The following is a 15,084-nucleotide window of genomic DNA, read 5'->3' on the forward strand; positions in this document are numbered from 1 at the left end:
CATGACAACAGAGACACCCCTACTCGAGGCATCGGACATCGACTTCGCGTACGGAGACGTCACGATTCTTGAAGACGTCTCAGTCGCGGCCCACTCCGCAGCCGTGACAGCACTGGTCGGACCAAACGGAACCGGGAAAACGACACTCCTGCGGACGCTTGCCGGCCTCCAGGAACCCACAGATGGGACCGTGACGTATCACGGCCCTTCGAGCGAGCGAACAGTTGGGTATCTGCCACAGCACCCACAGTTTCGGCCAGGGTTCACCGTCAGTGAAACACTCGAGTTCTATGCCTCACTCGTCGGCGGAGACCAAGAAGCCGCCTTGCACCAACTCGAGCGTGTTGGGCTTGCAGACGCCGCTGAGCGGCCAGTCGAGGCACTCTCTGGCGGGATGACGCGACTTGTCGGCATTGCACAGGCAACGATCGGTGATCCGCCACTCATTGTCCTCGACGAACCGGCTTCCGGACTTGATCCAGGGATGAGCAAACACGTCTTCGATGTTGCCAACGAACTCGCCGAAGCAGGTACCGGGGTGTTGCTCAGCTCACACGATCTCGAGCTCGTCGATCGAACAGCCGACCAAGTGTTTGTCCTTGATGAGGGCTCCGTTGTCACGCGTGGACACCCGAATACATTGTGTAACCAACTCGGTGTTGACTCCCTTCAAAACGTCTACGAAGAGTTGATCGCAGGCGACCTTCGGAGCGTTCGTGTCCAAGGTGAGACTGCATGACTGATACGTCCTCGGGAACCAACCAACCATCACCGTCGGATACCGGAGCTAACAGTGTCGAATCGGACGACTCCACAACGCACGCAGCATCGGCGTTCGGGCCGACGACGTCGACCGAGCGGATCAAACGGGTTTTCATCCGCGAACTCAGAACCGTTGCCCGAACCAGAACCTATCTCATCCTTGGCCTGGCACTCACCGCCGTCCTGGTCGGAATCGCATGGATCGGCGGCGGCATCGAAGCCGGCTACGTCCCGACCGTTGTCGACCTGTTAACCCCACTCGAGTTGCTCGTCCCGATTGTCGCTATCGCGTTCGGCTACCGAGCAATCCTCGGTGATCGGCGTCGTGGCGAACTTGACGTACTCGAGACGTATCCGCTGACGCCTCGAGAACTCGTTGTTGGCGTCTATACTGGCCGGGCTGTTGGCCTACTGGGTACGGTGGTACTTGCGCTTGGACTCGTCGGCGGAGCAGTCGTCGTTGGTCGTGCAGAGCCACTTGGACGCTACGCCTCACACGCCGGTGCTGACTCCCCGCTGCTGTACGCCCGATTTGTCGTCCTCACCGCGCTGTTTGCACTGTCGATGCTTGCGGTTGCGCTCGCTATTTCGGCGCTCGTAAGCGGGACGCGAAGCGCACTCGCACTGGCTGTCGTCGCGCTCGTCGTCCTCCTTGTTGGACTCGATCTTGCACTTGTGTATGGGCTCGCAAGTGGCTATATCGGCGACTCCTCGCTTATTCACGCACTCGCAGTGAGTCCACTCAGTGCATATCGGGGACTCGTCTTCGAGACGACGGTACTCACAGCAACAGGAACTGGGCCACGGGCTGCTTCACCCGCAGCGAGTCTGCTCGGTCTCACCGTCTGGACCGTTGGCTCACTGGCGATCACGATGTGGGCAGTCAAACGCTAAGTGTCGGTTTGGCTACGCTGTGAACCCTATTCGCGCTACATTAACGACATGACGAGGTCGTGGTCAACATCGTCGTGGTCGTAGTGGTCCCCGCCGTACTCCTCCTGGAAGGCGTCTGCATCATCGCTCTCCGAGAAACCGATCATCGAGGCCCCCATTGCGCCTTCGACCTCACTGCCGACGACTAGCGTCAGTTCGTTTACTGACGCAAAATCGTCTGCGTCGACGTGGCTCGAAATAGTCGGCGTCTCGCTATCGGAGTCAACCTCATACTCGACGGTCGAATAGTCCGTGATGTACGTTGCGAGTGGCTCGTACTCGTCTTCGTGGTCGAACGTGTGCGTGTACGTACACAGCGAACTACAGAACTGTGCTGGGCGATCCTCGCCAAATAGTTCCTCGGCATCGTCGTAAAACGCCTGACCGACTGGTCCGGGGTGATCAACGATCGGCATCGTACAGTTATCGCAGTTCGGTCCATCCTCGATTGCCATCGGGTCTGGGGCCTCCCCGTCGCCGTCACCAAGACACCCAGCAACTGCCGTCAAACTCACAGCTGCCGATCCGAGAAGAACTGTCCGACGCGAGACGTGCCGATCAGTGGGGCTGCTGCCAGAGCCATTCATAGGAGGTATTGCTCGCCGAGAGCCTAAGGAATTGGCGAAACCTACAAATTGATGCAAAAAAGGTGAGACGATCACCACTCAGGGTTTGTCGTCGGGGGTATCCCACTCGAGAAGCGGTGACTCCGAATTCCCACATTCGGGACTGCCACAAACACCGGCATCGGCACCGGCCTGTTCGACACCCGGTGCAAGTCCGTTGATCTCCCAGTCGGCGGTATGACCTGTTGTACTCTCGTGCTCCGCAAGTGCAACGCGTGCATCTCTAAGCGTCGAGAACGACTCACGAAATCCACAGTCAGTACAAGTGACGACGATATTTTCCGTTCCCATACAAGATGTGTATCGGAGTCCGACGAAAGAGTATGGTTGCACTCGTCGGCGACGGTTACAGAGATACCAGGAGAAAGCCCACGGCTTTAGCCGTGTGGATGGGTCTGTCACTGCTGAATTAAATCATAATACCGTAGCACACTTGCAATTCCAACGTTTACAATCCATTCTGCCAACATATATCATGTGAGCGACCGGCCACAACGGACGAACGAATACATTGCCGAAGCCACCACCGAGCGGTATCGGCAGTGCGTGTTCGAATGGTTGGCCGCCCACGCCCACTTGTGGAACCAGATCACCTACCGACGCCGACAAGCATACTTCGCCGAAGACGGTGACGTCTGGAACGCCGAATACACGGACCTCTACGATCAATACGCACCGATACTTGGCAAAGCCACGTGCCAGCAAGTCACCCGCAAGAACAGCGAGGCGTGGCGGAGCCACTTTCGCCTTCTCGAGAGATACCACGACGACTCAGACCCAACGGTCACAGAGAAACCCAACCCACCAGGATACTGGGGCAATCGCAACGACGGCTACGAGCTACACGGCCTCGTCCGGAACGACCTCTATGACCTTGATTGGGGCGAAGACCGGAGTGCGCTTGAGTTCGGCGTCGGTGAAACACGCCGCAGACTGGTTGTTGGAACAGAACGTCGACACGGTGTACGTTGGCGATCTAACCAATGTGTTAGACACCCATTGGTCGGCAGAAGTGAACGAGAAGACACACGCGTTCTGGTCACACAGACAGTTGATTGATCGGATCGAACTCACGATGGGAGACGTCGGAATCAGCGTCACCCAAATAAGCGAACGCGATTCGAGTAGCGAGTGTCCCGAGTGCGGAAGTGACGATGTCGTTCGGGATGGCGACGAGTTTCGGTGTCATGACTGCAAGTTGGACGCGCATAGCGATATTGCAGGGGCGTGGAACCTGCTGCAAACTGAGGTTGGGCCGATGGCGCGGCCCGCCGCCCTATCTGCTGAACGCGACAGGGACGCACCCACCGATGGGACGTACTGGGAGTGGAATGGACACGATTGGACACCCACCCGTTTTGGGAACCAATCGTGTCCGCTTGACCAAACTAGCGTCGGCGAGCCCGCAAGTTCACAGCTGGGGTAATCTACTGGCCGGATTGCCCACGGAGGAATCCCACGAATTCAGTCGTGTGGAGGACGTCAAGTTGTCAGGTACACATCTGGGAGAAACGTTATTTCACCGAGAGGTTGCAAGTTTTAGTAGTTGTGCTGAATACAGAGCGCACATTTTGTATAGTAAGCGTGTATCACGTGAGTCGCGATTTCATTTCGGCGTCTTCAATGAGGGAGGGTATGTTTCGCGAATCACTCATGCCGAGCAAGTTATGAATCGGTAGATGGTTATTAGCAAATGTGAATATAGGAGAAGCTATAACTGCCGTAGCAATCCTGTGGGCCGGAATCATACTGATAGCGTATTCTATCAAACTATTTCGAAGAATAAGAGTGATTAAAAATTCAGACGAAGTGTCCATATCCGAATCTATCCATCGAAATGATATCGTACAGATCGGTGGGAAAGTGCACGATTATGAGGAGTTGTTGAAATCACCAGTAGAGAATCAAGTATGTGTTGCATATGACTATACTATTTCAAAAAGTACGCGGGACCACGCAGATCCAGAAAACGACATATATTGGAAGGATTTAGAGGAAGAAAAAGAAATCGTCGATTTTATCCTTGAAGATCATACCGGAACAGCTCATATACAGACGGATGGTTCCGAGGTTTCACTCACACATGACTCGAGACACACAACTTCTGATTCATCCTCAGCCACGACTACTGTCACAGGGGACCCGATTCCGTTTGATCTGATGAAATTCGATTTTGATGATAGGCTACGATTTAAAGAGGGTACAATAAAGCCAGGTGACTGGATATTTGTCATCGGAAAATTCGGTGATGGGGAAATGAAAAATGGCCCAGTGATTGATTCGAATTCCAAGGAGATAGTGTACATTTGTGATAAAGATGCAAAAAATGAGATTGGCAATTTACGAACACCGGCAGTTACGGGGTTCATATTTGGCTCAGTTTTCATACTCTTCTTAGCCACATATATTATTTTGGAAGTATTATAGTGATGTTCAGCATCATGGAGAGCTATATTATTTGAGTTTAAAAGTTAGTATTGTCTACAAACCCGAGTTCCTCATCCGTTTCAGAAAGCGACTTGACATCCTCCCCTCCCTGAGGAGCGGGGCTTTCTCCTTGGTTCACCGTAAACGAGCTGTTGCGATCACGCGGTTTCTCTCGACCGAAACGTACAGACCCGTGGTCGCTGTTTCCACCGTATGGCAGAAACTGTTGCTGATCTCCGAAACGAAATCCGCCAAGCCGTGGGACGGTACGAACGAATCGAATCAACCGCGTTCACCAAAGAAGCACTCGCCGCAATCTGTGAGGCGTTTGGAGCCGAAATTACGGACTCGAGATTACCACCAAAATCGGAGATGCGATCCACTATCCTGAGTGAAATAGACTCCGCAAACACGGCCAGTCCGGACACCCTCGAGCGATCCTTCCGGAAAGCAGAACTCGAGGCTATCAGAGACGCACTGCAAGACGAGTGACTGGACGATATTAGATTCCGTTCTGTTAGTGAGCGTTCCGCCTCGAGAATCGGTTTAACGACTGTATAGGTAACCATTGGGAGCCGAAACCGTGCTCATAATGCAACCATCGACACACCGAGACGACCGACTGGAGACTGCCCTCGAGCCACCAGCACAGACGACCACCGGATAACAGGGTGACCGTTTCAAACGCATTATGAGCCGACATAGCCGCGGACAGAACGCAAAGACGCGATCGATCCAGAACAGCGTACAGGCCCTGCTGGTGCTCGCCGGTATTGGACTGCTTGTCGCCGGACTGGCACTCGCTGCAAGCGGTGCCTCGATCAACGGTGCAATGAGTACCGTTAGCGAGGAGTGGGGCGACTCTGAGAGTACACCAACGGAGTCACCGGCGGACGACGACGAAGATGCTGACGCCGACGAGGATACCAGCGAAGACGACAGCGGCGACAGTGACGATGGAGCGGATGACAACCAGGAAGACGACACCGACAGTGGCGACGACGAACAGGAACAAAGTGACCCCGATGAAGACGAGGAGGATGCAGTTGACGACGGAGATGAAGACGGGGACGAAAGTGATGCAGACGATAATGAATCCACAACCGATACCCAGACAGTAACGACGGTCATCGAAGACGACTCCGGTGACCCGCTCGAGAACGCCACCGTGGCGGTCACTGGAACAGACAATGTCAGCAACGAAAGCGACGTCAACGACGATGGTGAAGCCGTCTTCGAACTCCCTGATGGCGAGTACGAACTCACGGCGATGGCTGACGGCTACGAAGACGCCGATGACGATGTCGAAATTGATGGCGAGGATGAGGTCGTCGTGTTGACGCTCGAGGCCGAAGACGCAGATGAAGACGACAGCGATGACGACGAACAGGAAACCGATGATGATGACGGTGAGAGTGACGACGATGCGGATGAAGACGACTCGAGTATGCTCACAGCGCTCGTCGTCGACGATGATGGAGACGCAATCGATAACGCGACCGTAGACGTCGACGAGGGCGGACTGTTCGGTGAGAGCGAACGTGAAGACGTAAACGATGATGGCGAAGCCGTCTTCGAACTCGAGGATGGGACGTACGAACTCACAGCAACTGCAGGTGACTACGAGGACGCCACAGACGAAGTCGAAATCGACGGCGATGACGAGGTTGTTGTGCTGACGCTCGAGGGCACAGAGGAATAACAGTTGCCGATTTCGGTGAGCTGAGCCATCAGCGAGTGATTCCAGCCCCTGTGTTGGATGCAGGGCGCGAATTGGGTAGCGCTACGCAGCGACTCTACGCTTTTTCCTCTTTCAACTGGAACTGGATACCACAGTGAGCGGGTCTGAAAAATCCTCGAGGTTTGTGAGTGAGTCGGCTGAGCGGGCGTTCAGAGGTCGCTAAACGCCTCTTGCAAGATGTAGTAAGACTGTTTCCGGCGCTCGTGGTATGGCGGCTCTTCCCATGTCTCCCAACTGAACTCGACTGCGGAATCGAACGTGAGTGTTCCGTCTTCAATTGCCGAGAGCGAATCCGTGATATTGAGGTTGGATTCGAGGTCGGTTGCGTCGCCGTCATCATCGGGATTGAACGTCACCGCAGTGAGAGAGATGTGGTCGATGGATCCACCGATGAACTCGCCCATCTCGAGGTCTTCTTCCCAGAAGTCAGCGATGACCTCCCGCTGGCTTGGGTCCCCGAAATTGAGGAGAAGCCACGGGAGTCGGATCTCGATCATGTTTTCTTCGGGGGTGACACAGACGTCCGTCAGTGAATCGAAGTCGTCGCTTGCTGGGTCGCCATTTCCAAAGTGTAGGGCACCAGTATCATAGCTCTCGAAGTCAATCGTTTCGCCCGTGCTCGGGATCGTGAGTTCCTTGTTCAGCGCGAGTTGTATATCATGGAACTCACCGGTGTCTTTCTCGCCAGCGTACTCCTCCTGAGGGAGCATCTCGAGTTGGTCTGCGTAAAAGTAGTAGAAAATGTCGTAGTAGGCGTCAACAACCACTCGAGAGTCGTCTGGACCGGAGAGGTGAACGAGAAAGTCTACTCCGTTGTTCGTCTCGAGATCCGTGTTGTATGGGATTGTCGTGTTTCCCTGGTTGGGGATTGTGTCAAGGAGAACAAGCGTGTTCATCGCGTCCCAGTCGACCTCGGACCCGAGGTCCTCGTAGTCAAGTCGGAGGGACAGATACCGACAGTCCGCAGCCGCGGTAAGCCGAGTCAGTGTTCGACCCGCGTCGTACCCATCGTCGAGTGAAACAGGGCTGAACGCGTCGCTGGCCGTGTCGAGGGGAGTTGCACTCTCCCACTCTTCAGGGTCTCCGGAGAGCGTGATCATGGAATCTTGATCCTCACCAGGATCGAACGTCAGGACGCCAAACATCTGCTCGTTGGTTTGTACGTCAGACCAGAATGGACGACGATACGGGTCCATGTAGTCCATTGTGTTCCAAGTGCGCTTGAACCACTCATCCTGCCACGTGAAGACGAGGCCGCCAAGCGTCTCTGCGTCGACGATCTGTTCGTAGAGTTCGACAACCATCTCACCCTGCGTGCGTTCGTTGTGCCCCCCTTGGTGAAACCCGTGGACGTGTGTGTGTGCGTTCTCCCTCGCGAAGAGGGAATACCGAACTCACCGATGAGAACAGGATAGTCGTTTGCCCCAACGAGGTCCTCGAGGTAGCCCCGATAACTACTTTCCTCGCCGGCGTCCGTGACGTAATTGACGTACTCCGGTTCGTGATTCAAAAAATCCGGGTAGTAGGGGTAGACATGGTATGTTGCGAAAAGACCACGATCGAACTCGTCAGTCGGATAGATATGATTAAGCGTGATGCTCGAGAGATCTTCCGTCTCAGAGGGTTCAGCAGGCTGGTCTAAGTGGTCCGTTGTCGGCCAGTTTGTGAAACTCAGGGGGCGTAGATCGCCGTATTCCTCATATTCGTATGTCGCCGTATCATCCATCCGTGCAGCTAACCAGTGTTCGAACGGTGTCGCGTCTTCCGTCTGGATGAAGGTCCCGTCGTACTCACCGAGGTCATCCCCATGCGTTTCGTCCGTATCGTAGACTACTTCAGGGTCCCATTCGATGCCAATGATGTAGCCGAGGACATATGGTGACACGTCGGCTTGGTACTCTCCACTCGCGTGTCCAGCTTCTGCGGGCAGAGACAGATTCCCGTGAACCGCGTCAATAATGTGTTGGATCCCCTCTCGGTGGTCGTCAATAATCGCAGAATCGAACGCATCACGTTTCTCGTGCAGTGTCGCTTCAGTGATCCAGTTACCGTGCAAGAGGAAGAGGGGATCCTCGTTACTCTCGTTATGTTCTGCTAACGCCTCGTAAAACACCGGTGGGTGAAGGGTATATGTTCTGATGACATTAGCGTTCATCTCCGAAATTCCGTCCAGCCATCGACTGTATTCCGATTTGGAGATTGCTGCCTCGCCGGGAAATCGCCCGGGTTTCGCCATACCGAGGTTTACGCCATGAGCGAGAACCTCTTGCCAATCTTCGTCATCTCGTCTTACCAGAAACGTATCGTCAGTCACTCTCGACTCGAGGTTCTGTGGTTCTGGTGGTGGCGACATGTCAGCACAGCCGACAACAACTGATCCAAGAGAGGCTGCCCCGACCATTTGAAGGTACTCGCGACTATTCATATCCTATTACAGTAATTGAGATAGAGGCATAATTATTGCGCATATGCCGCTCAGACCCCAGTATAATGGCCATCGAGTATTTCATAAAGTAATTAATGTTCGTAAAGAGTTACTTCGAACACAACCCATAATTGACTCACTACTCCCATGTTAGATCAAGTCAGCTAGAGGTCACATTCACACGCTGTACTTGTCAGCTAGAAGTTGTCATGTGTGAAGAGGTTCTGCAGTTCATAACTAACAAAATATCAATTAATCAAACTACGCCACATTCTTTGCTAGTGTTGGAATGTGAAGACGGGTCAAAACTCATCGGTCGCAGCACAGCCACGAAAAAGCGGACGTGAGTCACTCCACAGTGACGCTCTTCGCGAGGTTCCGTGGCTTATCGATCGACCGCTCGAGAAGCGTCGCAGCGTGATACGACACCAGCTGTAACTGGACGTTCGCGAGCAGCCCTGCCCAGACGGGGTGCGTGTCGGGAACCGACAGATGTGCGTCGGCAACATCGACCAATGGAGACGTAGCAGGGCCAACAGCGACGATCGGTGCCCCTCGAGACTGTGCCTCGATTGCGTTGGTTTTCGTCTTCTCGTCGGCGTCACCAGTCGAGACGGCAAAGAGCGGTGACTTCTCGGTGACGAGTGCGAGCGGGCCGTGTTTGAGTTCGCCCGAAGCGAATCCTTCGGCGTGTTCGTAAGTGATTTCCTTAAACTTCAGTGCACCCTCGAGTGCGACCGAGTGGCTGAGGCCGTTGCCGATGAAGAAGTAGGACGTGCTGTTCATGAACTCACGAGCAAGCAGGCGCGCTTGAGACGTTTCGAGGACGGTTTCGACGTGCTGTGGGAAGTCCTCCAACGTCTCGAGGAGTTCTTCGGAATCGTCGACGGGAGTTGCCTCAGGCACGTCTGCAGCAAGCCGCTGGGTGAGCAGCGTGAGCGTGACTGCCTGCGAAGAGTAGGTTTTCGTCGCGGCGACGCCGACTTCCGGGCCAGCACGGATGTAGATCGCGGTATCGGCTTCGCGTGCAGCAGTCGATCCCACGACGTTCGTCACGGCAAGCGTCTGTGCGTCGTGGCTGGCGGCCGTCCGAACGGCATCGAGCGTATCGGCGGTTTCACCACTCTGGGTGACGGCGATGACGAGCGTTGACTCGTCGATGGGGCCCGCCGAGGTCTCGTACTCGCTTGCACGAATCACAGCAGTCTGGAGTCCCGCTGTGCGCAACTGCTGGCCGGCGTACATCGCCGCATGGTAGGACGTCCCGCAAGCGACGAACTGAACCGTGTCAATATCTGCAAACTTCCCTGGCTCGAGGTCGTCGAACGAAACCGTTCCATTCTCGATGCGACCCTCAATGGTGTTTGCAAGCGCCGTCGGCTGGGAATGAATCTCCTTTTCCATATAATGGTCGTACTCGCCTTTTCCGGCATCGTCCGGGTCCCAGTCGACGGTATCGACAGGACGCTCGACAGGCGTTCCACCGAGATCGGTGATCCGGTATGAATCAGGCTCGAGAACAACGAGATCGCCATCCTCGAGGTAAATCACCTGATCCGTGTAATCGAGAAACGCCGGGACATCACTCGCGAGGAACCACTCGTCATCGTCGAGGCCGAGCACGAGTGGGGACCCCTTCCGTGCTGCATAGACGCGCTCTTCGCCGTCGACGAGCGCGGCAATGGCGTAACTGCCCTCGAGTGTGTCGATGGCCTTGCGGATTGCCTGCTCGGTACTGGCGCTATCCTGGCGGTACTCGTCGATGAGATGCGGAATAACCTCAGTGTCAGTATCGCTGTGGAACTCATGTCCCTGTGACTGCAACTGGGCTCTGAGTTCGTCGTAGTTGTCGATGACACCATTGTGAACGACTGCGACGTCGCCGGCAGTGTCCGTATGCGGATGGGCGTTTTCGTCAGTCGGCGGCCCATGCGTACTCCAGCGAGTATGCCCGATTCCGATATTGCCACTCGGTCGGGTATCGAGCGTTGCTTTGAGGTCTGCAACCTCGCCGGAGGTCTTGTGGACTTTCACGCCCGAACCGTTCTGGACGGCGATCCCTGCTGAGTCATACCCCCGATACTCGAGGTTCTCGAGGCCCGAGAGCAGTGTCTCAGTTGCGTCACCGTGGCCAATGCGGGCGATGATGCCACACATTAGTGAGCTACCTCCGTCCGAGAGACGGCTCCGGTGATCCAATCGGTGCGGTTCGGGGTCGACATCCAGCGTAGGGTACTAGGTCGTGTCATTGCTGTCACCTGCCCGCAGCCGTCGTCTCTGAGACGGGCGGGTCGCTACCTATCGCAAGGCTCGTCGCTCCCATTACTATATGAGAGATAAGCAGGATGCTATAGGGTGCAATAGACGGTTTCAGCCTGTGCAAGTCTCGAGGGACAAGAACGAATCAGACACGGCATACTCACGGCAGTCGGGACAGCCACTGCATAGACCACAGCCCGCTAAACAGCCGTTCGGGTAGCTGAAATCTGCAGTTGTTCAGCGTGCAACTGACTCGAACAGATGGGTCACTAAGATACGACTCACCGACAGTTAGTAGTACACAGATGTCGTAGTACAACATAGTATGTCTAGTAGTACTCGAGACCCAGAGGTCGTCCGCGTCTCGCAGAAGGGACAGGCAACGATTCCGAAGACGCTCCGAGAGAAGTTTGGGATCGATACTCCCGGCGAGGTGTTCATTTACGAAGAAGATGAGCGAATCATTGTTGAACCAGTCCCGTCACTCGAGGAACTGAGCGGAATTCACGCCGATACCGATCGCGAGCGTGGCGACGTGCTCGAGCAGGTTCGCGAACTGAAAGATGAGGACCACCAGCGTGAAGCGGCCCGTGCTGACCGACTCCGACCGGCTGACTCGGAGGATGAATGAGCGAGCGGTACGTCTTTGACACCGAAGCGATCATCGCATATCTCTACGATGAGCCAGGTCGGAGCATCGTCGAAGAGTATCTTCGAGACGTTCGTGACGGGAATGTCGAAGGATTGCTGGCAGAGACCAACGCTGGGGAAGTACTCTATCTCGTTGCACGCTTTGAAGGAGTCGACGACAAACCCACGACAGACTCACTTCGGACTGCCGATCGCGATCTCCGCGCGCTCGAGCGGTGGGGGATTCAAATCAAACGAGCTGACTGGCGACTTGCCGCCGAGGTGAAGGCGGATGGCCACATCTCGTTCGCGGACGCACATGGCGTTGCACTCGCCTACGAGACGGATGCGACACTCATTGCCGGTGCTGATGACGACTTTGAGATGCTTCCAATTGACGTCGACGTAGTCCGGTTTCGTGAGGATGGCGTTTGACATCCTCTCACGATTAAACTCGTGGGCCTTCTCGCCTAATCTGTTTGACATCCTCCCCGCGCTAAAGCGCGAGGATTCCCGACCGCGTTGGGATATTAAGGTTCGCGGTTAGCAACCTGTTCTCGTGGGGCGAAAACACCCTCACTACGGTCGAACAGGTGAACCGCTGGCTGTGCCAACCAGCCGTTATCCCTATCACCGCCATCCGTGGCGAGACTCGGGAGTACCTTTTGTCGAATGTTCTCCGCGCCGTTTACGTCTGCGTTCGCAACCGTATCACACTTTTCACACACGTACAATCCGCGTTCGACGCGCTGATTGTCGTCGGTGTGGCCACACGCCGAACACGACTTCGACGTATCGCGTTCCGACACCAACTCCATGTCGATGCCCTCGGCTTCCGCCTTGTAGTCGAGAAGCGTTGTGAAGCGGTTAAACGCCCATCCGTGCAAATCCAAGTTGCCGTGGTCACCCCAATTCCGAGGTTCGCCGTTCTCGTTGTCCTCTCGGATACCGCCGAGGTCGCCAACCACGAGTGTTCCGATATCTCGTTCGACGCACTCCTCTACGATTGCTTTCGAGAGTGCGTGCAAGAAGTGCGTCCGACGGCCCGTTCGCTTACGGTCAAGACGTGTAGCCTCTCGGGACGAGGAATCGTCGCACCTGGCCTTCTTCTTCGTAAAGTAGTATTCGTCCTCTTTGAGTGCGCCACCGGGGTACAACACCGCTTCGCCGCCGAACGAGACAGCGGCGAAGTTGCAAATCCCGAGATCAACACCACCTACTTCTTCACCCGGCGGTTCCGGGTCGATAGTGGTGCGACAGACGAATTGAAGTCGCCACTCGTCGCGCTTGTAGACGGCGCGAACCTGTTGAATGTCCCACTCGGTCAGGTCAACATCAGAGCGGGTCTGGTACTCACACAGGACGAAGTCTGACCGGTGTTCTTTGAGATTACGGCCTTTCGAGAGGCGGACACGGGTGAACTGTGCGTCGTGTTTGAAGCCAGCCGCTTTGAACGACACAGTTGAACGCGGGTGGGAGTCTCCGTTTTTGCGGTAGCCGGGCGGTCGGGCACGATCGTCGTCGTTCCGACGCTTGCCGAACCAGCCGTTGAACGCTTCAGCGAGTTCTTCGAGAACGCGCTGACTGGATTGAGAATGTAAGTCCGTGTAGCGTTCGTGACCTTTGAGTTCGGCTTTGAGTTCTCCATCATCGGGAATCTCGCCCGTTTCATCCCACTGTTCTTGTACGTAGTAGCGACCGACGTTCCAGAGTTTTGAGGCGGCCCATCCGAGTTGGTCGAGGTCGTCACGAACCTGTTGCTGGTTCGTAATCGTCGCCTCGAACGTTCGGACGGTTCGACTCATTTTCTGGCTCCATAACCAGTTATGAACGCTGATTTCTTAATAGTGTCGGTTGACGTGGAATATCCGACAATGCTACTGTCGGTGGAGTGTGTCATATAGTGACGGCGTGTATCCTCGCCCTGAAGGGCGAGGTTTTGCGCCTGCTCATCACATAAGCCAAAATGCCGAGACGGTTATACTGTTGTATAGAGTACGTATAGCTATGAGCACCGATAGACACTCTGTGCCGGTATCGCTCCCACCGGAATTGGTGAAAGAACTTGATTCGCTTGTCGAGGACGGCGTGTTTAGTTCACGGTCCGAAGCCCTCCGATATGGTGCCCGCCTCATCGTTCGCGAAGAACGACAAGCACGGCTTCATGACCAAACCGACGGTGAGGCGCGTGAAGAGGTTAAGAAACGCTTGGAGCGAAAGCGTGTATCTTGATACCGATCCCATCCTTGCGCTCCTGAAAACCGGCGCCGCGGGAGAGTTGCGACGGAAATACGACCGACTCACTGTCTTCGACGCGGTCCATCTTGGGACTACCTACACGCTCGAGGAGCCAATTGTGTCGACCGATACGCTCTACCCAGATATTGAGGAAGTCAGCCACGTCGATCCACGTGACCTCGAGTGATGGCACGTCTCAACGGTGGTCGTACAAACCGGAGTACTCACCACGAGGTGCGGAAAATTGCTTCTGCGAAGCGACAGAGTGTGACATCCCGATGGAGGGATCCCACGATTTCAGTCGTGAGAAGAAGTCAAGCCAGCGGGTTTTCGGATTCGTCCGATTGATCCGACAGCTCTTCGTCGTCCATTGGTGGGGTGGATTCGGACAGGACGATAATGTTCTCCCGGCCGATCGATCGCTTCTCGATCGTGTCATCAGCGTGCATCTGCGAGCAGATCCGACTGACCTTCGACTTCGACCAGCCGGTCTCGTCCGTAATCTCGTGTTGACGGATTCGACCGTGGTTTGCGACTAACAATCTGACGACTTTTCCTTCATCGCTCAGGAATTTTGGCGGCGTCTCGGGTGAGAGTGTGTGTTCGTACCCCTGATGATCGGTCGTGTCTGCGCTGTGTGTCTGTGGCGCATCATGATTTTCCGAGTCGCCAGCGGGAGCATCGGTGTCGGTATCGGTGTCCGAGCGAATCGAACTGTCCGAACCCACATATGCACGGTCCGATGCACTCTCCAATAGGCGGAGGACGACGAGTCCGCCAATGAAGAGGAATAAAACCGCGAGCATGGCACCCTCCCAGGACGACGTGACGTCAGACAAGTGCAACCAGGTCCACGAGCCACCGAGGATCTCGGTGGGCCATGCAATGATCGCGTGTACGTCGTGCTGGGGGGTCGTCACCGGAATTGACTCACGGTGGGTTGTGAGGGCGATTCCGGCGTCGGTTGGGACGGTTGAGGCCATGTGATATCGCGGTTCTGTTGCGGTCGACGGATCAGGTAGGGGTGGATGGGGTGGTGGAAC

At 55.4% G+C, this 15,084-nt stretch carries 17 protein-coding genes and 1 pseudogene; 11 read left to right on the plus strand and 7 right to left on the minus strand.

The window, feature by feature from the left end; all coding sequences use genetic code 11:
- Position 1: 1 nt before the first annotated feature.
- Both G6M89_RS15680 and G6M89_RS15685 read left to right on the plus strand, forming a co-directional pair.
- On the plus strand, positions 2–739 hold the full coding sequence (locus tag G6M89_RS15680) for an ABC transporter ATP-binding protein (RefSeq protein WP_165162827.1): 738 nt from the start codon (positions 2–4) through the stop codon (positions 737–739).
- Positions 736–1,656 carry an ABC transporter permease gene (locus G6M89_RS15685; RefSeq protein ID WP_165162828.1) on the plus strand — a complete coding sequence of 307 codons (921 nt, stop codon included), beginning with the start codon at positions 736–738 and terminating at the stop codon, positions 1,654–1,656. Before G6M89_RS15680 ends, G6M89_RS15685 begins: the two co-directional genes overlap by 4 nt.
- Before the next feature lie 35 nt (positions 1,657–1,691).
- On the opposite strand, the gene G6M89_RS15690 is transcribed toward G6M89_RS15685, so the two are convergent.
- Together G6M89_RS15690 and G6M89_RS15695 are read right to left on the minus strand one after the other, a co-directional pair.
- Positions 1,692–2,282: a nitrous oxide reductase accessory protein NosL gene (locus G6M89_RS15690; RefSeq protein WP_165162829.1), complete on the minus strand. Its 591-nt coding sequence runs from the start codon at positions 2,280–2,282 to the stop codon at positions 1,692–1,694.
- Positions 2,283–2,360: 78 nt separating this feature from the next.
- Positions 2,361–2,612, minus strand: coding sequence for a hypothetical protein (locus tag G6M89_RS15695; RefSeq protein ID WP_165162830.1), 252 nt, complete (start codon positions 2,610–2,612; stop codon positions 2,361–2,363).
- Between the two features lie 186 nt (positions 2,613–2,798).
- Between G6M89_RS15695 and G6M89_RS22880 the strand changes: the two are divergent.
- The 4 genes and pseudogenes from G6M89_RS22880 (at position 2,799) to G6M89_RS15715 (ending at position 6,450) form a co-directional block, all read left to right on the plus strand.
- Positions 2,799–3,747, plus strand: a pseudogene (locus G6M89_RS22880) (zinc ribbon domain-containing protein).
- A gap of 269 nt (positions 3,748–4,016) precedes the next feature.
- Entirely contained in the window at positions 4,017–4,748 is a 732-nt protein-coding gene (locus G6M89_RS15705) for a hypothetical protein (RefSeq protein ID WP_165162831.1), read from the plus strand.
- Between the two features lie 213 nt (positions 4,749–4,961).
- Positions 4,962–5,240 (plus strand): hypothetical protein, encoded by a 279-nt coding sequence (locus G6M89_RS15710; RefSeq protein WP_165162832.1) that lies wholly within the window; start codon positions 4,962–4,964, stop codon positions 5,238–5,240.
- Positions 5,241–5,439: 199 nt separating this feature from the next.
- On the plus strand, positions 5,440–6,450 hold the full coding sequence (locus G6M89_RS15715) for a carboxypeptidase regulatory-like domain-containing protein (protein ID WP_165162833.1): 1,011 nt from the start codon (positions 5,440–5,442) through the stop codon (positions 6,448–6,450).
- Between the two features lie 188 nt (positions 6,451–6,638).
- Here the strand turns inward: G6M89_RS15715 and G6M89_RS15720 are convergent, their stop codons facing one another.
- Positions 6,639–7,634, minus strand: coding sequence for a hypothetical protein (locus tag G6M89_RS15720; RefSeq protein WP_165162834.1), 996 nt, complete (start codon positions 7,632–7,634; stop codon positions 6,639–6,641).
- Positions 7,619–8,725 (minus strand): hypothetical protein, encoded by a 1,107-nt coding sequence (locus G6M89_RS15725; RefSeq protein WP_165162835.1) that lies wholly within the window; start codon positions 8,723–8,725, stop codon positions 7,619–7,621. The genes G6M89_RS15720 and G6M89_RS15725 overlap by 16 nt, the downstream gene beginning before the upstream one ends.
- A 15-nt stretch (positions 8,726–8,740) precedes the next feature.
- Between G6M89_RS15725 and G6M89_RS22590 the strand changes: the two genes are divergently transcribed.
- Positions 8,741–8,866, plus strand: a complete 126-nt coding sequence (locus G6M89_RS22590; protein ID WP_255488231.1) for a hypothetical protein — start codon at positions 8,741–8,743, stop codon at positions 8,864–8,866.
- Positions 8,867–9,262: 396 nt separating this feature from the next.
- Here G6M89_RS22590 and glmS read toward each other — a convergent pair whose 3' ends face one another.
- Positions 9,263–11,071 (minus strand): glutamine--fructose-6-phosphate transaminase (isomerizing), encoded by a 1,809-nt coding sequence (gene glmS / locus G6M89_RS15730; protein WP_165162836.1) that lies wholly within the window; start codon positions 11,069–11,071, stop codon positions 9,263–9,265.
- Between the two features lie 427 nt (positions 11,072–11,498).
- Between glmS and G6M89_RS15735 the strand changes: the two genes are divergently transcribed.
- Positions 11,499–11,804, plus strand: a complete 306-nt coding sequence (locus tag G6M89_RS15735) for an AbrB/MazE/SpoVT family DNA-binding domain-containing protein (protein ID WP_165162837.1) — start codon at positions 11,499–11,501, stop codon at positions 11,802–11,804.
- On the plus strand, positions 11,801–12,238 hold the full coding sequence (locus G6M89_RS15740; RefSeq protein WP_165162838.1) for a PIN domain-containing protein: 438 nt from the start codon (positions 11,801–11,803) through the stop codon (positions 12,236–12,238). Before G6M89_RS15735 ends, G6M89_RS15740 begins: the two co-directional genes overlap by 4 nt.
- 95 nt (positions 12,239–12,333) lie before the next feature.
- On the opposite strand, the gene G6M89_RS15745 is transcribed toward G6M89_RS15740, so the two are convergent.
- Positions 12,334–13,608, minus strand: a complete 1,275-nt coding sequence (locus G6M89_RS15745; RefSeq protein WP_165162839.1) for an RNA-guided endonuclease TnpB family protein — start codon at positions 13,606–13,608, stop codon at positions 12,334–12,336.
- A 202-nt stretch (positions 13,609–13,810) separates the two neighbouring features.
- Between G6M89_RS15745 and G6M89_RS15750 the strand changes: the two genes are divergently transcribed.
- Both G6M89_RS15750 and G6M89_RS15755 read left to right on the plus strand, forming a co-directional pair.
- Positions 13,811–14,035, plus strand: a complete 225-nt coding sequence (locus tag G6M89_RS15750) for a ribbon-helix-helix domain-containing protein (RefSeq protein WP_165162840.1) — start codon at positions 13,811–13,813, stop codon at positions 14,033–14,035.
- Complete coding sequence (locus G6M89_RS15755; RefSeq protein WP_343162651.1) at positions 14,025–14,228, plus strand: hypothetical protein; 204 nt, start codon at positions 14,025–14,027, stop codon at positions 14,226–14,228. The genes G6M89_RS15750 and G6M89_RS15755 overlap by 11 nt, the downstream gene beginning before the upstream one ends.
- A gap of 127 nt (positions 14,229–14,355) precedes the next feature.
- Here the strand turns inward: G6M89_RS15755 and G6M89_RS15760 are convergent, their stop codons facing one another.
- Entirely contained in the window at positions 14,356–15,024 is a 669-nt protein-coding gene (locus G6M89_RS15760) for a MarR family transcriptional regulator (protein WP_241175377.1), read from the minus strand.
- Between the last annotated feature and the right edge of the window lie 60 nt (positions 15,025–15,084).

The organism is Natronolimnobius sp. AArcel1 (genome assembly GCF_011043775.1).
GTDB lineage: Archaea > Halobacteriota > Halobacteria > Halobacteriales > Natrialbaceae > Natronolimnobius.

Bases quoted from the DNA above. Each gene is read 5' to 3' on its own strand.
- G6M89_RS15690 (WP_165162829.1), bottom strand. From the start codon at position 2,282: ATGAATGGCTCTGGCAGCAGCCCCACTGATCGGCACGTCTCGCGTCGG.
- G6M89_RS15720 (WP_165162834.1), bottom strand. From the start codon at position 7,634: ATGTTTGGCGTCCTGACGTTCGATCCTGGTGAGGATCAAGATTCCATG.
- G6M89_RS22590 (WP_255488231.1), top strand. From the start codon at position 8,741: ATGAGCGAGAACCTCTTGCCAATCTTCGTCATCTCGTCTTACCAGAAA.
- G6M89_RS15745 (WP_165162839.1), bottom strand. From the start codon at position 13,608: ATGAGTCGAACCGTCCGAACGTTCGAGGCGACGATTACGAACCAGCAA.
- G6M89_RS15710 (WP_165162832.1), top strand. From the start codon at position 4,962: ATGGCAGAAACTGTTGCTGATCTCCGAAACGAAATCCGCCAAGCCGTG.
- G6M89_RS15685 (WP_165162828.1), top strand. From the start codon at position 736: ATGACTGATACGTCCTCGGGAACCAACCAACCATCACCGTCGGATACC.
- G6M89_RS15735 (WP_165162837.1), top strand. From the start codon at position 11,499: ATGTCTAGTAGTACTCGAGACCCAGAGGTCGTCCGCGTCTCGCAGAAG.
- G6M89_RS15715 (WP_165162833.1), top strand. From the start codon at position 5,440: ATGAGCCGACATAGCCGCGGACAGAACGCAAAGACGCGATCGATCCAG.
- G6M89_RS15740 (WP_165162838.1), top strand. From the start codon at position 11,801: ATGAGCGAGCGGTACGTCTTTGACACCGAAGCGATCATCGCATATCTC.
- G6M89_RS15750 (WP_165162840.1), top strand. From the start codon at position 13,811: ATGAGCACCGATAGACACTCTGTGCCGGTATCGCTCCCACCGGAATTG.
- G6M89_RS15725 (WP_165162835.1), bottom strand. From the start codon at position 8,725: ATGGCGAAACCCGGGCGATTTCCCGGCGAGGCAGCAATCTCCAAATCG.
- glmS (WP_165162836.1), bottom strand. From the start codon at position 11,071: ATGTGTGGCATCATCGCCCGCATTGGCCACGGTGACGCAACTGAGACA.
- G6M89_RS15680 (WP_165162827.1), top strand. From the start codon at position 2: ATGACAACAGAGACACCCCTACTCGAGGCATCGGACATCGACTTCGCG.
- G6M89_RS15695 (WP_165162830.1), bottom strand. From the start codon at position 2,612: ATGGGAACGGAAAATATCGTCGTCACTTGTACTGACTGTGGATTTCGT.
- G6M89_RS15760 (WP_241175377.1), bottom strand. From the start codon at position 15,024: ATGGCCTCAACCGTCCCAACCGACGCCGGAATCGCCCTCACAACCCAC.